General features: G+C 73.3%; 14 protein-coding genes. 9 read left to right on the forward strand and 5 right to left on the reverse strand.

What is annotated here, in order from left to right; genetic code table 11:
• Window positions 1-9: 9 nt before the first annotated feature.
• From N4G70_RS04945 to N4G70_RS04955, 3 genes are read right to left on the reverse strand one after another with little or no spacing between them, the layout of a single operon-like run.
• On the reverse strand, window positions 10-756 hold the full coding sequence (locus N4G70_RS04945; protein ID WP_261711117.1) for a CoA-transferase subunit beta: 747 nt from the start codon (window positions 754-756) through the stop codon (window positions 10-12).
• On the reverse strand, window positions 753-1,595 hold the full coding sequence (locus N4G70_RS04950) for a CoA transferase subunit A (RefSeq protein ID WP_261711118.1): 843 nt from the start codon (window positions 1,593-1,595) through the stop codon (window positions 753-755). The genes N4G70_RS04945 and N4G70_RS04950 overlap by 4 nt, the downstream gene beginning before the upstream one ends.
• Window positions 1,592-2,389, reverse strand: coding sequence for an enoyl-CoA hydratase family protein (locus tag N4G70_RS04955; protein WP_261711119.1), 798 nt, complete (start codon window positions 2,387-2,389; stop codon window positions 1,592-1,594). Before N4G70_RS04955 ends, N4G70_RS04950 begins: the two co-directional genes overlap by 4 nt.
• A 56-nt stretch (window positions 2,390-2,445) precedes the next feature.
• Here N4G70_RS04955 and N4G70_RS04960 point away from each other — a divergent pair, with 56 nt between their 5' ends.
• From N4G70_RS04960 to N4G70_RS04970, 3 genes are all read left to right on the forward strand, one after another.
• Complete coding sequence (locus N4G70_RS04960) at window positions 2,446-3,261, forward strand: SDR family oxidoreductase (RefSeq protein ID WP_261711120.1); 816 nt, start codon at window positions 2,446-2,448, stop codon at window positions 3,259-3,261.
• A complete protein-coding gene (locus tag N4G70_RS04965; protein ID WP_261711121.1) occupies window positions 3,258-4,172 on the forward strand; it encodes an SDR family oxidoreductase in 915 nt (304 codons plus the stop codon). Before N4G70_RS04960 ends, N4G70_RS04965 begins: the two co-directional genes overlap by 4 nt.
• 184 nt (window positions 4,173-4,356) lie before the next feature.
• Complete coding sequence (locus N4G70_RS04970) at window positions 4,357-4,776, forward strand: ribonuclease domain-containing protein (RefSeq protein ID WP_261711122.1); 420 nt, start codon at window positions 4,357-4,359, stop codon at window positions 4,774-4,776.
• A gap of 88 nt (window positions 4,777-4,864) precedes the next feature.
• Here the strand turns inward: N4G70_RS04970 and N4G70_RS04975 are convergent, their stop codons facing one another.
• Entirely contained in the window at window positions 4,865-5,758 is an 894-nt protein-coding gene (locus N4G70_RS04975; RefSeq protein ID WP_261711123.1) for a hypothetical protein, read from the reverse strand.
• Between the two features lie 239 nt (window positions 5,759-5,997).
• Between N4G70_RS04975 and N4G70_RS04980 the strand changes: the two genes are divergently transcribed.
• The 3 genes from N4G70_RS04980 to N4G70_RS04990 all read left to right on the forward strand — a co-directional run bounded on the left by N4G70_RS04980 (window position 5,998) and on the right by N4G70_RS04990 (window position 9,025).
• On the forward strand, window positions 5,998-6,783 hold the full coding sequence (locus N4G70_RS04980) for a trypsin-like serine protease (RefSeq protein ID WP_261711124.1): 786 nt from the start codon (window positions 5,998-6,000) through the stop codon (window positions 6,781-6,783).
• A 239-nt stretch (window positions 6,784-7,022) separates the two neighbouring features.
• Complete coding sequence (locus N4G70_RS04985) at window positions 7,023-7,676, forward strand: response regulator transcription factor (protein ID WP_261711125.1); 654 nt, start codon at window positions 7,023-7,025, stop codon at window positions 7,674-7,676.
• Between the two features lie 200 nt (window positions 7,677-7,876).
• On the forward strand, window positions 7,877-9,025 hold the full coding sequence (locus tag N4G70_RS04990; RefSeq protein ID WP_315904224.1) for a histidine kinase: 1,149 nt from the start codon (window positions 7,877-7,879) through the stop codon (window positions 9,023-9,025).
• 696 nt (window positions 9,026-9,721) lie between these two features.
• On the opposite strand, the gene N4G70_RS04995 is transcribed toward N4G70_RS04990, so the two are convergent.
• Window positions 9,722-11,554: a beta-galactosidase gene (locus tag N4G70_RS04995; protein ID WP_261711126.1), complete on the reverse strand. Its 1,833-nt coding sequence runs from the start codon at window positions 11,552-11,554 to the stop codon at window positions 9,722-9,724.
• 126 nt (window positions 11,555-11,680) lie between these two features.
• Here N4G70_RS04995 and N4G70_RS05000 point away from each other — a divergent pair, with 126 nt between their 5' ends.
• The 3 genes from N4G70_RS05000 to pepN all read left to right on the forward strand — a co-directional run bounded on the left by N4G70_RS05000 (window position 11,681) and on the right by pepN (window position 15,926).
• On the forward strand, window positions 11,681-12,568 hold the full coding sequence (locus N4G70_RS05000; protein ID WP_261711127.1) for an AraC family transcriptional regulator: 888 nt from the start codon (window positions 11,681-11,683) through the stop codon (window positions 12,566-12,568).
• Window positions 12,569-12,579: 11 nt separating this feature from the next.
• Window positions 12,580-12,882 carry a chorismate mutase gene (locus N4G70_RS05005; RefSeq protein ID WP_261711128.1) on the forward strand — a complete coding sequence of 101 codons (303 nt, stop codon included), beginning with the start codon at window positions 12,580-12,582 and terminating at the stop codon, window positions 12,880-12,882.
• 560 nt (window positions 12,883-13,442) lie between these two features.
• Window positions 13,443-15,926, forward strand: a complete 2,484-nt coding sequence (pepN, locus tag N4G70_RS05010; RefSeq protein WP_261711129.1) for an aminopeptidase N — start codon at window positions 13,443-13,445, stop codon at window positions 15,924-15,926.
• Window positions 15,927-16,055 lie beyond the last annotated feature (129 nt).

Here is a 16,055-nt window from a genome sequence, read left to right on the forward strand (position 1 = left end):
GCGCGGGCGTCAACGCGCCACCTCGCGGTCGCGCAGGCCGTCCGGGTCGATGACCTCGCGGATGAGGCGCAGCTCCTCGGCGGTGGGCTCACGGGTGTACGCCGCCTCGTCGCAGCCGGCCAGTTCGAACGCCGTGGCCGCCCGCACCTCCTCCAGGGCCACCCCGGGGTGCAGCGAGACCAGCCGCATCGCGTGGTCCGGAGTCGCGAAGTCGAAGACGCCCAGATCGCTGACGACGCGCGGGATGCGGTGGTAACGGGTGGCGGACGGGCCTGCGGCGGCCGCGCTGTCGTAGCCGACCCCGCAGATCATGTCGACCTTCGGCACGAAGACCCGGGCCGAGTGCTTCGGCACCCAGTAACTCACCGGATTGTTCAGGGTGTTGACGGGCGCGCCGCGCACGCCCAGGAGCTGGCGGGAAGGCCGCTCCCACGCGCCGACACAGGAGATGTTCTGATTGCCGAACCGGTCGATCTGGCTCGCGCCCATCATGACGTGCCGCCGCCCGCCGGTGACCATCGCGAGGTGGCGGCGGTACGGCAGCCAGCCCTCCGGCTCCCCGTCGGCGCCGACCAGCATCGCCTCGCCGTCGGTGAGCAGCAGATCGGGCGAGAAGGTCCGCCGGGCGAGACGGGCCCCCACCGACGGAATCAGACCCATGGGGCTCGCCAGTACCTCCCCGTTGTCGCGCCATGCCTCGGCGCACGCGATCACGCAGTACTCGGCGCGGGTCACCCGCACGGCGCTCGTCGTCACGTCCGCTCCTCGTGCCAGCTCTGGACCGCGCTCTGGTAGGACTTCTCGTCGGGCCCGGACAGGAACCGCTGGGCGAACTCGGCCCAGGGCGTGCTCGCGTACAGCTTCTGGAACGGCTCGTCGCGGCCGTAGTCGGGGGCGCACGAGGTGAAGTGGGCGCCGCCCGGGCTCTCTACGACGCCGGTGACCGCGGACCGACTGATCAGCAGGGACTGCGCCGGGGCGCCCCGGAAGCCGTCCACGATCCGCTCGCACGACAGGTACGCGCTGTCGGCGGCCTCGCAGAACAGGTCGTCGAAGTACGGGTCGGGGCCCAGGTACTGGCCGTTGCCGAGCCGGTCGGCGCGGTTGAGGTGGACGAGGGCCGCGTCCATGCGCAGTGCCGGCATCGCCACGAACGTCTCGCCGTCCTCATAGGGTGAAGTCACCGTGCGCAGAAGGGGGTTGACCCGCATCACGTCCGAGCCGATGCCGGCCCGCACCGGCAGGAACGGCAGCCGGTTCGCCGCCGCGTGCAGGCCCCACATGAACATCGCCTCGTCGATCTCCATCAGCTCGAAGGCGCCGGCCTGGCGGGCCGCGCGAAAGTGCGGCTCCAGGGGGATCGAGTCGAGCGTGGCGAAGGGCGCGACGAGTTTGCGGATCCGGCCGGCGGCCGCGAGCAGGCCGACATCGGGTCCGCCGTACGAGATCACCGTCAGATCGGTGACGGGGGAGCGCAGCAGGGCCCGCACCAGCGCCATCGGCTTGCGGCGCGAGCCCCAGCCGCCGATGCCGACGGTCATCCCGCTGCGCAGCCGCCGTACGACGTCCTCGGGCGTCATGGTCTTGTCCGTCACGGGCGAACCCCCTCACTGGCCGGCGGTGCGGGCGGGCCACCCGCTGGGGACGTGCCGCCCGGCGCGAACGTGTCGCGGACGCGGTCGGCGACGCCGCTGAGGCCGGCCTCGAAGGTGAAGCCCTGCTCGAAGCGGTAGCTGCGGCGAACGTCGACGGGGTCGATGCCGTTGATGGCGGCCTTCGCGAGCCGGATGAGCGTGCCGTCCTTGCGGGCGATCTCGCGCGCCAACTCCAGCGCCTGCGCGAGAAGTTCGGCCCGGGCCACCACCTTCCACACCGATCCGTGGGCGTGCAGCTCCCGCGCCGAGACCGTACGGGAGGTGTAGTACAGCGCGCGCATCAGGTGCTGGGGGACCAGCCGGGCCAGGTGGGTGGCGGCGCCCAGCGCGCCCCGGTCCAGCTCGGGCAGGCCGAAGACGGCGTCCTCGCTCGCCACGATCGCGTCCGCGTTGCCGACCAGGCCGACGCCGCCGCCCAGGCAGAACCCGCCGACCGCCGCGACGACCGGCACCTCGCACTCGTACACCGCCGCGAACGCCTCGGCGCAGCCCCGGTTCGCGCCGATCAGCGCGCCGTGGCCGCTGTCGCGCTGCACCTCCTTGATGTCGACCCCGGCGTTGAAGCCGCGGCCCTCGGCGGCGAGCACCACACAGCGGTTCTCGGGATCGCGGCCCGCCGCGCGCACCGCGTCGGCGAGCTCGTACCAGCCCTGTACGGGAAGGGCGTTGACGGGCGGGAAGTCGACCGTGACGAGGCGGATGCCCTTCTCGGGGCTTGCGGTGGAGACACCCATGGGCGGATCAGCTACCTTTCCACCAAACATTTGTTAGGTGAGGAAGGTAGCAGCGGATGGAGCTGGCCGGGAAGGCAGTCGTCGTCACCGGTGGCACCCGGGGTGTCGGCGCGGGCATCGCCAGGGCGTTCCTCGACGCGGGCGCGGACGTCGTGGTGTGCGCCCGCAGACCACCCGGCGAACCCATCGCCTCCGGGGGCCGCACGGCCGAGTTCCGCCCGCTCGACCTGCGCCGACCCGACGCCGTACGCGACTTCTTCGCGGCGCTCGCCACGGACTACGGACGCCTGGACACCCTGGTCAACAACGCGGGCGGAACGCCCCACCGGCTGCTCGACGAGGGCGAGGCGGAGCGCCACGCACGGGTCGTCGAGCTGAACCTGGTGGCCCCGCTCACGGCCTCGCTCGCCGCCCGCCCGTATCTGCGGGCCGCACGGGGATCGGTCGTGATGATCGGCAGCGTGAGCGGGGCGCGGCCTTCCCCGGGGTCGGCCGCCTATGGCGCCGCCAAGGCCGGTCTGGACAGCCTCGCCCGTTCCATGGCGGTGGAATGGGCGCCCGAGGTCCGCGTCAACACGCTGGTTCTCGGCATGGTCCGTACGGAATCGAGCGAGCTGCACTACGGCGACGCGGACGGCGTCGCCCGGGTCGGCGCGACCGTGCCGCTCGGCCGGCTCGCCGAGCCGGAGGAGGTCGGCGCCGCCGCCGTCTTCCTCGCCGGCGCGCGGGCGGCCTACATCAGCGGAGCCTCCCTGCTCGTCCACGGCGGCGGCGAACGCCCCGCCTTCCTGGACGCGGCCACGGTCAACCGCGGGGATCGACCGAAGCGATCGACGGAAGCGTTCAACGAGCCTGAGGGGAACGGAAGATGAGCGGGTTGTGCGCGGGACGCGTCGTGGTCGTGACCGGCGCGGGGCGGGGGCTGGGCCGCGCCCACGCCCTGGCGTTCGCCGAGCAGGGGGCCCGGGTCGTCGTCAACGACCTCGGCGTCGCACTGGACGGGGCGGGCGGGTCCGGTGGGCCGGCCCAGTCGGTGGTGGACGAGATCCGCGCGGCGGGCGGTGAAGCCGTCGCGCACGGCGGCGACATCGCCACCACCGACGGCGCGGCCTCGCTGATCGCGACGGCCGTGGAGACGTTCGGAGCGCTGCACACCCTGGTCAACAACGCGGGATTCCTGCGCGACCGGATGCTGGTCAACCTGGACGAGGACGACTGGGACGCGGTGATGCGGGTCCACCTCAAAGGCCACTTCCTGCCCCTCAAACACGCCGCCGCGTACTGGCGCGCCGAGGCCAGGGCGGGCCGCGAGGTCGCGGCCCGGGTGGTCAACACCAGCTCGGGAGCAGGCCTGTTGGGCTCGGTCGGACAGGGCAACTACAGCGCCGCCAAGGCCGGGATCGTGGGGCTCACCCTGGTCGCGGCGGCCGAGATGGGCCGCTATGGAGTGCAGGTCAACGCCATCGCGCCGGCCGCCCGCACCCGGATGACCGAGACCGCCTTCGCGGACACGATGGCCGCGCCCGGCAAGGACGGCGCCTTCGACGCGATGGCACCGGAGAACGTCTCGCCCCTGGTGGTGTGGCTGGGTTCGGCCGCGAGCGAGGGCGTCACCGGCCGGGTCTTCGAGGCGGAGGCCGGCCGCATCACCGTCATGGAGGGCTGGCGGCCCGGCCCCACCGTGGACAAGGGGGCCCGCTGGACCCCGCGCGAGGCCGGCACGGCGGCGCTGAAACTCCTCACCGAGGCGGCGACTCCGGGAGCGGTGTACGGCTCGCGCTAGGCGGCAGGGCGCGGGTGCGCGGCCCGCGATGACGGCGTGGACCACGTCCGGATCAACGGCCCATGGCCCCGCCGTCACGCGACGGACGGGCTTGGTGAACATATCGACGGGTTGGGTGAACAAGAAGAAAATTCAACGGAGTTGGCGTTGACGGCCGCCGCTCTACGCGCGTCATCATGTCGGCATGAGCATCCCCCCGCGCATCAAAGCCCTCGGTGGCGCCTTCGCCGTGGCCGCCGCCCTCCTCGCCGGCCCGGTCGCCGGCGACGCCTCGGCCACCCCCCTCGCCCCCTCCGCCACGTCCGTGTCCGTGGCCTCGGTCGGCAGCGTCTGTTACTCCGCGCTGCCCTCCCAGGCGCACGACACCCTGCGCCTCATCGACCAGGGCGGCCCGTTCCCGTACTCCCAGGACGGTGTCGTCTTCCAGAACCGCGAAGGCGTGCTGGCCCAGCGGAGCACCGGCTACTACCACGAGTACACCGTGATCACCCCGGGCGCCCCGACGCGCGGCACGCGCCGGATCATCACCGGTGAGAGGTCCCAGGAGGACTACTACACCGCCGACCACTACGCCACCTTCCGCCTCGTCGACTTCGGCTGCTGACACGGCGGTTGCTCCCCCCCCTGCCCCGGCCCGCGCGTCCATCCCGGACGGGCGGGCCCTGTCGTGCGCAGGGAGGCGGTTCACGGGGTCAGGTGTCGCACTCCAGGACCGTGCGGCACAGCCCGCAGCGGGCCCTGACCCGGCCGCTCACGGGCACCCGGATCCGCTGGTGGCAGGTCGGGCAGGCGAAGCACACCCGCGGCCCCTGCGGCCCGGACTCGAAGGAGTAGGGGGAGCCGGGTCCGGCCCGGCCGCCCCCCTGCTCCAGGGCCTGGCGGCGGTCCTTGGCGTAACGCCGCCGCCCCGCCCAGCCGGCCGCGCTGAGCGGGGGCCGCTGTCCGTCCCGCCGCGCCAGCGCGGCGCCCGCCCTGTACGCGGGGTACGCCTGCGGGCTGGTGAACCAGGGCGAGGGGTCCTCGCCGAAGAGCGCGGCCCGCTTGGCCAGGACGTACCCGAACTCCTCCGGCGTCAGATAGCCCAGCTTCTGACTGGACACCCCGTCCTCGCGGAACGCGTCCAGCAGCAGCCAGCCGGCGCCCAGATAGGTGGTCGCGGTGTCGGTGAGGATCTCGTTGTCGCGGGTCCCGGGGAACGTCAGGTCCAGGCGGTGCAGCAGGACATGGGTGATCTCGTGCGCGAGGGCGGCCCCGATGTCCCGGCGGTGGCTGCGGAACCGGTCGTTCAGCTCGATGAAGTACTCGGGCCCGGCGGTCAGTTCGACGTTGGCCGCGTGCCGCATCTCGCGAAAGCCCACGATCATCCGCGCGTCGGGCAGCCGCAGATGCTGGACGAGGGCGCGGGCCACCCGCTGGGTCCCCAGGTGCGGGTCGTCCTGGTCGGCGAAGGCCACATCGGCGGGGAGCACGCTGGTCGCGTACCCGTGCAGACCGTCGTAGGTCAGGCGCCGGTGCAGCGCGGTGATGGCCGCGCGCACGGTGACGAGGTGCGGATAGCCGTGCACGACCGGGCTCGACACGCCCACGCTGCCACCCCCGTTCCCGGCCGCGGAACCGGCGTTCCCGACCGTGGGCCGGATTCCACTGTAAGCGCGGGGGGCGGCGGCCGGCCCGACCGCGAACTGGCCGGAAAGTGGCCCTTGTGAGGGCCGCCGCGGGCTCCGCATAATCCGAACGCGCCTTGACGCGCCCATGACATTATCGATCGACGGGCGCGGTCCCCCTCGGCGCACATGACAGCCAACCCCCCACGAGAGGCAGTCAGTTGAAGAGAATCATGCGAGCCCTGCGCAGATGCCTGGCCGTCACGGCCGTCCTCGCCGCCGCGATCAGCCTGCCCGCCACCGACGCCCTCGCCTCACCCGCCGCACCCCAGCCCGTGGTCGGCGGCACCCGGGCCGCCCAGGGCGAGTTCCCGTTCATGGTCCGGCTCTCCATGGGCTGCGGCGGCGCCCTGTACACCCAGCAGATCGTGCTCACCGCCGCCCACTGCGTCGACGGCAGCGGCACCAACACCTCGATCACCGCCACCGGTGGCGTCGTCGACCTCCAGAGTTCCAGCGCGATCAAGGTGAAGTCCACCAAGGTGCTCCAGGCCCCCGGCTACACCGGCAAGGGCAAGGACTGGGCGCTGATCAAACTGGCCAAGCCCATCAACCAGCCCACCCTCAAGATCGCCACCACCACCGCGTACAACAACGGCACCTTCACCATCGCCGGCTGGGGCGCCCGCAGCGAGGGCGGCGGTCAGCAGCGCTACCTCTACAAGGCGAGCGTCCCCTTCGTCTCGGACGCGCAGTGCCAGCAGGCGTACGGCAGCGATCTCGTCCCCAGCGACGAGATCTGCGCCGGCTATGTCGCCCAGGGCGGCGTCGACACCTGCCAGGGCGACTCCGGCGGACCGATGTTCCGCAAGGACGACGCCGGCGCCTGGATCCAGGTCGGCATCGTGAGCTGGGGCCAGGGCTGCGCCGAGCCCGGCTACCCCGGCGTCTACTCCGAGGTCTCGACCTTCGCCTCCGCGATAGCCCAGGCCGCCTCGACGCTGTAGGGCCCCGCGTCGCGGCGCCGAGCCCGGGGGTCCGGCGCCGCGGAGCACGGTGCCGCGGAGTCCGCCCCCCGGGGGCCGGTGCCGCTGAGCCCGGCGCCGGCCCGGCACCGTCGGGCCGCCGCGGCCGCGGGTCGCTTCGCGAACGCGGCCCGGCCCCGGCGGCGGCCGCGTCGAACACCGCTGCCCGGCCGGGCGCCCCGCATTTGCGGGGGCCCGGCCGGACCTGCTCATATAGGGACATGTCGATCACAGTGGTCATCGCGGACGACCAGGAAATGGTCAGGACCGGGTTCCGCATGATCCTGGAGAGCCGAACCGACATCGAGGTCCTCGCCGATGTCGTCGACGGCCACGCCGCCCTCGAAGCCGTCGAACGCCTCCAGCCCGACGTCCTCCTCCTCGACATCCGGATGCCCGGCCTCGACGGACTCGAAGTCACCCGCCGCCTGGCCGGCCGCGAGCGGCCCCGCATCGTCATCTGCACCACCTTCGACCTCGACGAATACGTCCACGCCGCCCTGCACGGCGGCGCCTGCGGCTTCCTCCTCAAGGACGCCAGCCCCGAAATGCTCGTCGAGGCCGTACGAGCCGCGGCCGCCGGAGACTCCCTCGTCTCACCCGCGATCACCGTCCGGCTCCTGAAGGAACTCGCCGCCGCCCGCCCCTCCGACGGCGCCCGCACACCCTCCGAGCCCCTCACCGACCGCGAACGTGACGTCGTGCGCTGTCTGGCGCGAGGCGCCACCAACGCCGAGATCGCCGGCGAACTGTACGTCTCGCTGTCCACCGTGAAGACCCACCTCGCCAACGTCCAGGCCAAACTCGGCGCCCGCAACCGCGTGGAGATCGCGGCGTGGGCGTGGGAGAGCGGACTCACGGCGGGCGCGGCATGAGGCGCCCGTGAGGCCGGCGTGCGGGTGGGAACGCCGGTGCGGGGTGTGGCTGTGAGGGTGCCGTACGTGGGTGGGGCCGGGGGTGGGGGTGTGGCTGTGGGGGTGCCGTACGTGGGTGGGGGTGTGGGGGTGCCGTACGTGGGTGAGGGTGTCGCTGTGCGCGCCGCGCGTCCATGGCCTCGCCACCTCGTGGGGTGCCCGTGAGTCCCGTGCGCGGGTGGCTGCGACGCCATCCCCGGGCCGTGGCCGCGGCCCGCCCCCTGCTCGCCGCTGTCCTCGTCGCCCTGGTCACCTACGAAGGCGTGGCCCTCGCCCGCCAGCCCACCCGGCCGCACGCCATCGTGTGGAGCGCCGGGATCGCGGTGTGCCTGTGCGCGGTGCCCTGGGCGAAGGTGGCGCTGGTGCCGCGCGCCTGGGCGGCGGCCGCCGTGAGCTGGACCGCCACGGTGGCGCTGCTCCTCAGCGGCCGCCCCGACATCGTGTGGGGCATGGGCGAGGCCATCGCCCTCCTGGTGCTGCTGTCCTCCGTGCTGCTGTACGCCCCGGCCCGCACCGCCGCCGTCCTCGGCCCGCTCCTCGCCCTCGGCTGCATGGCGGCGCCGGTACGCGACGCGCAGCCGGGCCGGTTCACCCTGCTCTTCGCCGTCCTCGCGGTCGTCGTCAGCGCGTACTCCCTGCTGTTGCGCGCCCAGTCGGGCCAGCGGATGCGTGACCTGGAGGCGGTACGGACCGCCGAACGCATCGAACTCGCCCGCGAACTGCACGACTTGATCGCCCACCATGTCACCGGCATCGTCGTGCAGGCCCAGGCCGCCCGCTTCACCGCACAGTCGGGGGAGCGCGCCGCCGAGTCGTTCGCCCGCATCGAGGAGGCGGGGGGCGAGGCGCTCGGCGCGATGCGGCGCCTGGTGCGGGTGCTGCGGGAGGGCGCCGCGGAGACCGAGCCGGTGGCCGGGATCGCGCAGATCCGCGAACTCGCGGCCCGCTTCTCCCGGGCCGGGCCCCCGGCCGTCCTGTCCATCGAGACGGGCCTGGAGGAGCGGCTGCCCGGGGACGCCGCGGCGCTCGCGCACCGGGTGGTGCGGGAGTCCCTGACCAACGTCCGCAAACACGCGGCGGACGCGAGTGCCGTACGCATCGGCATCCGCGCCACGGCCGGCGCCCTGGAGGTACGGGTCGCCGACGACGGATCCAGCGGGGTCGCGCTCGCGGAGCAGGCACGGGGTGGCGGCTTCGGCCTCGCGGGCCTGACCGAGCGGGTCGTGGCGATGGGGGGTGAGCTGGTGGCGGGGCCGGCGCCGGAGGGGGGTTGGCAGGTTCTGGCGACCTTACCGCTGGACGCGCCCTAGCCCCCGGGGCGGCCCGCGCGATTCCCCGCGCCCCTGACCCCCCTGGCACTCACCCCCCTCGGCCTGCACGCCGACCCCGCCTTTCGCGCAGTTCCCCGCGCCCCAGCCCGTCTCGGTCCTGCGGGCCGTGGCCGCTTTTCGCGCAGTTCCCCGCGCCCCTAAGCCTTCTTGATCCTGCGGATCGTGCGTGGTTGCTCGCGCAGTTCCCCGCGCCCCCAAAAACCTCGGTCGGCTGCGGATCGTGGTCGCTTCTCGCGCAGTTCCCCGCGCCCCCAACTAGCCGGTGTCGGGCCGGGCGGGCAGCTTCGGCCCTTTCCCGCGCCCCAAAACCGGTCTTCGTCTGCGGGTTGTGGTCGCTTCTCGCGCAGTTCCTCGCGCCCCTTAGCTGCTCGGTGCTGGGGCACCTTCAGCCCGTCCGGCGTTTGAGGACGAGCGCCGTTCAGGCGCGAACGGGGTCTGGGGCGGAGCCCCAGGGGGCCGGAACCATCCAACCCCGCCGCACGGGTGGGTGGGTGGGCGAGGTGCCTCGGGGTCTGGGGCGGAGCCCCGGGAGGGCCGGAACCATCCAACCCGGCTGCACGGGCGGGTGGGTGGGCGAAGGTGCCTCGGGGTCTGGGGCGGAGCCCCAGAGGGCCCGGAACCAACCAACCCCGCCGCACGGGCGGGTGGGTGGGAAAACACCCCCCGGGGCCCGGCTCACCCCACCCCGCCCCCAACCTCAAGCACCCACACCTCATTACCCCCACCCCGCAACACCGCCCCCGGCACATACAACGACCGCTGCGGCCCAACCCCCCAGTACCGCCCCAGGCAGAACCCGTTCACCCACACGAACCCCCGCCCCCAGCCCGGGAGTTGAAGGAAGGCGTACGCGTCGGGCGCCCCAGGGGCCCGGGGCGGCGCGAGCTCCACGCGGCCCCGGTGCAGGCCGACCGCCCCCGCCACCCCCGCCGGCCCGAACGCGACCTTCCCCACCGCCTCCGGGGAGTCGAAGGCGTCCAGCCGCAACCCCCGCGCCCGCACCCCGTGCAGGTACTGCCGCTCGTGCAGCACCCCGCCCACGATTCCCTTCGACTCCCCGCTGCGCGGCCCGTAGTTGACCCGGCCGAGGGACTCCACCCACAGCTCGACCGCCGCACCCCCCGGCACGGGATCGCGCAGCGTGGCCTCCTCGCCGTCCAGCACCCCGGCGCGCACCCCGTCGACGTACACCGTCGCCACGTCCCGGAGACCGAGCACCCCGAGCGCGTACGGCTGTCGGGGCCCCGGCACGTCGAGCCGGTAGCGGACCAGGCCCCGGTCGACGTCCAGTTCCTCGAACGTCGGCGGCACCGGAGACTCCCGCTCCGCACCCCCCAGCACGTCCAGCACCTCGCCGAGCCCCGCCCACCCGTCGAGGGCGACCACGAGCGACCCCGCCGAGCCCTCGGCGGTGACCCCGTCAGGAATGACCCCGTCCGCGGCGCCCCCGTCCGCGCCGCCTACACGCAACACCGCCAACTCGACGGGCTCCGGTGGCAGTTCGGGCAGCGGGCGCCCATCCTGGTACTTCGCCAGCACCTCCCGGAACCGCCAGAACTTCTCCGTCGGCCGCCCCGCCTCGTCGATCGGCGCGTCGTAGTCGTACGAGGTGACCGTCGGCTCCAGCGCCCCCACATGCAGCTCCCCGGCCCGGTTCGCGCCCGACCAGCCCCCGAAGTTGGTGCCGCCGTGCGCCATGTAGATGTTCACCGACGCCCCGCACGCCAGGATCTCCTCCAGCGTCGCCGCCGCGTCGGCCGCGTCCCGCACCACATGGTCCGTACCCCAGTGGTCGAACCAGCCGCACCAGAACTCCATGCACATCAGCGGCCCCGCCGGCTGGTGGCGGCGCAGTACCCCGAAGGCCTCGCGCGCCCCGCTGCCGAAGTTCGCCGTGGCGAGGACACCCGGCAGCGAACCCCCGCTCAGCATGTGGTCCTCAGGGCCGTCCGAGGTGAACAGCGGCACCGTGATGCCGCACGAGCGCAGCAGCCCGGCCAGGTGCTCCAGATAGGCGCGGTCGGTGCCGTAACTGCCGTACTCGTTCTCCACCTGCACCATCAGCACCGGTCCGCCCCGGTCGATGCCGCGCTCGGCGACCTGGGGGAGCAGCACCCGGAACCAGCGGTCCACCCGCTCCAGATACTCCGCGTCGCACGTACGCGCCCGCCGCCCGAGCGGACCCGTCAGCCAGTGCGGCAGGCCCCCGTTCTCCCACTCGGCGCAGATGTAGGGCCCCGGCCGCACGATCGCCCACAGCCCGGCCGCCCGCGCCGCGTCCAGGAACCGGCCCAGCGCCCCGACGTCCTCGTACCGGCCGGGGCCCGGCTCGTGCAGGTTCCACGGCACATACGTCTCGACGCAGTTCAGGCCCATCGCCCGCAGCATCGCGAGCCGGTGCCCCCACTGCGACTCGTGCACCCGGAAGTAGTGCAGCGCGCCCGACAGCAGGCGCACCGGACGCCCGTCGAGCAGAAAGTCCTCGTCTCCCACGGTGAAATCGCCCACCGGTCCCCCCGCCCCTTTGTGTCAGTCACTCCGCCCGGCCACTCTCGCCCCTGGCGCGCCGCCGGTCCATGGACAAAGATCGGCGCTGATTGGACACAAGGGGGACGGCCAAGAACGGAAACCGGCATGTATCACACCTGGATGCGGTATTTCACCCCCAGCCCGGCCCATCACCGGCTCGGTCTGGTCTGCCTCGGTGTCGGTCTCCAGCACGGCACCCTGCCCACCGTGGGCCCCCGCACCCTGGACCACTACGTCGCCGTCGTCATCGGCGCCGGCTCCGGCTGGTTCCGCGGCGCCGACGGCCGTGAGGTCCCCGTCACCGCGCCCGCCCTGATCTGGCTCACCCCCGGCGTTCCCCACCACTACGGGCCCGACCCCGCCACCGGCTGGGACGAGTCCTTCGTCGACTTCGCCGGGCCCGCCGCCGCCACGTACACCGAACTCGGCTACATCGAACCCGACCAGCCCGTGGTGCCGCTCAGCGACACCGTGGGCGCCCGCGCCGCCGTCGGCCGCATCGCCAGGGCGGCCCGGCGCGGCAACCCGCTCCTGGAGGTCGAGACCGCGGCCGCCGTCCACGAACTGCTCGTCGCGCTGCGCCGTGCCCGCGCCGACGTCGCCCCCGACGGCGACCCCGTCCTCGACGCCCTCGCCCGCGACGCCTTCCAGCCCCTGTCGGTGGCCGAGCACGCCGCCCGGCACGGCATGACCCCCGCCGAACTGCGCACCGCGGTGCGCCGGGGCGCCGGATGCAGCCCCAAGGACTATCTCCTCGGCATCCGCCTGGGCCGCGCCAAGGAACTCCTCGCCGCCACCGAACTACCGGTCGCCGCCGTCGCCCGCCGCGTCGGCTACGACGACCCCGCCTACTTCTCCCGGCTCTTCACCCGCCGCGTCGGCATCGCGCCCATACGCTTCCGCGAGCAGCAGGCCCGTACCGTGCCCGGCGGCTGGAGCGACAAGATCCCGGATCCTGAACACCCCCCGACGATCGCGGGCCACGCCACGTAAGCTCGACGACCATGACCACGATCGACCCCTCCGTGCAGGCAGAGCTGTCCCGGCTCCGCGACAGCATCGACAACATCGACGCCGCTGTCGTGCACATGCTGGCGGAGCGCTTCAAATGCACCCAGCAGGTCGGCCACCTCAAGGCCGAACACCGGCTTCCCCCGGCCGACCCGTCGCGCGAAGCCGAACAGATCGCCCGGCTGCGCCGCCTCGCCGAGAGCGCCAAACTCGACCCGGCCTTCGCCGAGAAGCTCCTGAACTTCATCATCGCCGAGGTCATCAGGCACCACGAGACGATCGCCAACTCCGCCTGACCCCCAGCCCCTCCGCCGCGAGCCCCCCAATACCCCGCCGACGCGGCGCCCCACACACACCGCCCCGATGCGCCGCGCCCCAACACCGCCCGCCGACGCGATGGCCCCCCACGCCGCTGGCCGGACGCGATCCGCCCGCATCACCCGAGGCCGTGCTCCGCCCAGGGACACGCTTCACCTGAGGCCGGGTCCCGCCCGCAGGCCCGTTTCACCTGAGGCCGTGCTCCGCCCAGGGACACGCTTCACCTGGGGCCGGGTCCGGCCCGCAGGCCCGTTTCACCTGAGGCCGTGCTCCGCCCAGGGACACGCTTCACCTGGGGCCGGGTCCGGCCCGCAGGCCCGCATCACCTGAGGCCGTGCTCCGCCCAGGGACACGCATCACCTGAGGCCGGGTCCCGGCCCGCAGGTCCGCTTCACCTGAGGCCGGGTCCCGCCCAGGGACACGCATCACCGCAGGCCGGGCTCCGCCCAGGGACCCCCGCCGCCCCGGCCCTGCCCTGCCCTGCCCCCCGGAGGGCCTCGCCCTGTGCCCACCCGCCCCGTTCGGGCAGCATGGCCCCATGTCCGTACTGACGCGCGACGAAGCGCAGACCCGAGCCCGACTCCTCGACGTACAGCGGTACGCGATCGACCTGGACCTCACCACCGGCGAGGACACCTTCGCCTCCCGCACCGTCATCCACTTCACCGCCCGCACCGCCGAAGACACCTTCGTCGAGATCAAGCCCGCGGCCCTGCGCTCGGCCACCCTCGACGGCGCGCCCCTGGACCCCGACACGCTCACCGGCAACCGGCTCCCGCTGCGCCTCACCGCCGGCCCCCACGAACTGCGCGTCGACGCCGTCATGGACTACTCCCGCACCGGCGAGGGACTCCACCGCTTCACCGACCCCGCCGACGGGGAGACGTACGCCTACACCCAGCTCTTCATGGACGACGTGCAGCGCGTCTTCGCCGCCTTCGACCAGCCCGACCTGAAGGCCGCCTTCGACCTCACCGTCACCGCGCCCAACGGCTGGACCGTCCTCGCCAACGGCATCACCCAGCGGCAGGACGACGGCCGCTGGAAAGCCGCCACCACCCCCCTCATCTCCACCTACCTCGTGGCCGTCGCCGCCGGACCCTGGCACTCGGTGACCACCCGCCACGCCGGGCTCCCCTTCGGCCTGCACTGCCGCCGCTCCCTCGCCGCCCACCTCGACACCGACGCCGAAGAACTCTTCGAGATCACCCGGCAGTGCTACGACCGCTACCACGAGAAGTTCGACGAGCCCTACCCCTTCGACTCCTACGACCAGGCCTTCGTCCCCGAATTCAACGCCGGCGCCATGGAGAACCCCGGACTCGTCACCTTCCGCGACGAGTTCGTCTACCGCTCCGCCGTCACCGACACCGAACGCCAGACCCGCGCCATGGTCATCGCCCACGAAATGGCCCACATGTGGTTCGGCGACCTCGTCACCCTCCGGTGGTGGGACGACATCTGGCTGAACGAGTCCTTCGCCGAATACATGGGCTACCAGACCCTCACCGAAGCCACCCGCTTCCGCGACACCTGGGTCCAGTTCGGCATCGCCCGCAAGTCCTGGGGCTACGACGCCGACCAGCGCCCCTCCACCCACCCCGTCGCCCCCACCCCCGACGACGTCCCCGACACCGCCTCCGCCCTGCTCAACTTCGACGGCATCTCCTACGCCAAGGGCGCCTCGGCGCTGCGCCAACTCGTCGCCTGGCTCGGCGAGAAGGACTTCCTCGCCGGCATCAACACCCACTTCACCCGGCACAAGTTCGCCAACGCCACCCTCGCCGACCTCATCGACTCCCTCGCCGCGTCCACCGACCGCGACGTCCACGCCTGGGCCCGCCAGTGGCTCACCACCACCGGAGCCGACACCCTCACCCCCACCGTCCGCGAAGCCGACGGCGCCTGGCACCTCACCGTCACCCAGCACGGCGACCGCCCCCACCACCTCACCGTCGGCGCCTACGACCCCGACCCTCACCACCCCGCCGCCCTCCTCGCGCGCGAACACTTCGCCCTCGACGTACCCCAGGGCGACACCGCCACCACACGCCCCGGCCGGCGCCCCGCACTGATCGTCCTCAACGACCAGGACCTCACCTACGCCAAGATGCGCCTCGACGACACCTCCACCGAAACCACCCTGCGCCGCCTGTCCGGCGTCCCCGACGCCCTCACCCGCGCCGTCCTGTGGAACACCCTGCGCGACATGGTCCGCGACGGCGAACTCGCCCCCACCGCCTACCTGGAGACCGCCCGCACCCACCTCGGCCACGAAGCCGACCTCGCCATCGTCCAGGGCGTCCTCGCCTTCGCCGCCACCCACATCGCCGACCGCTACCTCCCCGCCGACGAGCGCCCCGCCGCCCTCGCCCTGCTCACCGACCTCACCCGCGACCTCATCCGCCGCACCGAGGACGGCACCAACCCGGGCCTGCGCCTCACCGCCGTACGCCACTTCATCGACGCCGCCGCCCAGCCCGACACCCTGCGCGGTTGGCTGGACGAGGGCCACGTCCCCGGCGGACCCGCACTCGACCCCGAACTGCGCTGGCGCATCCTGACCCGCCTCGCCGTCCTCGGCGCCACCACCGACACCGAGATCGCCGCCCACCTCGCCGCCGACCCCAGCGCCACCGGCGAAGAAGGCGCCGCCCGCTGCCGCGCCGCCCTGCCCACGCCCGACGCCAAGGAAGCCGCCTGGACCGCCATGTTCCAGAGCGACACCCTGTCCAACTACCTGTTCGCCGCCACCGCCCAGGGCTTCTGGCAACCCGAACAGAACGACCTGCTCCAGCCCTACGTCGCCCGCTACTACCAGGACGCCGGCCCCCTCGCCGACCGCCGCGGCCCCGCCATCGCCGAGGCCGCCGGCCGCTACGCCTTCCCCACCCCCGTCGACCCCGGCGCACTCCACCTCGGCGAGACCTTCCTCGACCGGACCGACCTGCTGCCCGCGCTGCGCCGCAAACTCATCGACCAGGTCGACGACCTGCGCAGGGCCCTGAACGTCCGCGGCTGACCCCCCGCGGCACCCCGGCCGCCCATCCCGTCCCCGGCCGAACTCGGCCACCCCACCGGCGAGTTGGGCGAGGGACACGCAGCCATAGCAGCAACCACCCGCACCAACTCGCCCTCACCGCAAGGCAGT

The organism is Streptomyces sp. ASQP_92 (assembly GCF_025399895.1).
In the GTDB taxonomy this organism is placed as follows: domain Bacteria; phylum Actinomycetota; class Actinomycetes; order Streptomycetales; family Streptomycetaceae; genus Streptomyces.

Excerpts from the sequence above, each read along its gene's own strand:
- N4G70_RS04955 (WP_261711119.1), bottom strand. The coding sequence starts at position 2,389 with ATGGGTGTCTCCACCGCAAGCCCCGAGAAGGGCATCCGCCTCGTCACG.
- N4G70_RS04960 (WP_261711120.1), top strand. The coding sequence starts at position 2,446 with ATGGAGCTGGCCGGGAAGGCAGTCGTCGTCACCGGTGGCACCCGGGGT.
- N4G70_RS04965 (WP_261711121.1), top strand. The coding sequence starts at position 3,258 with ATGAGCGGGTTGTGCGCGGGACGCGTCGTGGTCGTGACCGGCGCGGGG.
- N4G70_RS04970 (WP_261711122.1), top strand. The coding sequence starts at position 4,357 with ATGAGCATCCCCCCGCGCATCAAAGCCCTCGGTGGCGCCTTCGCCGTG.
- N4G70_RS04985 (WP_261711125.1), top strand. The coding sequence starts at position 7,023 with ATGTCGATCACAGTGGTCATCGCGGACGACCAGGAAATGGTCAGGACC.
- N4G70_RS05000 (WP_261711127.1), top strand. The coding sequence starts at position 11,681 with ATGTATCACACCTGGATGCGGTATTTCACCCCCAGCCCGGCCCATCAC.
- N4G70_RS05005 (WP_261711128.1), top strand. The coding sequence starts at position 12,580 with ATGACCACGATCGACCCCTCCGTGCAGGCAGAGCTGTCCCGGCTCCGC.
- pepN (WP_261711129.1), top strand. The coding sequence starts at position 13,443 with ATGTCCGTACTGACGCGCGACGAAGCGCAGACCCGAGCCCGACTCCTC.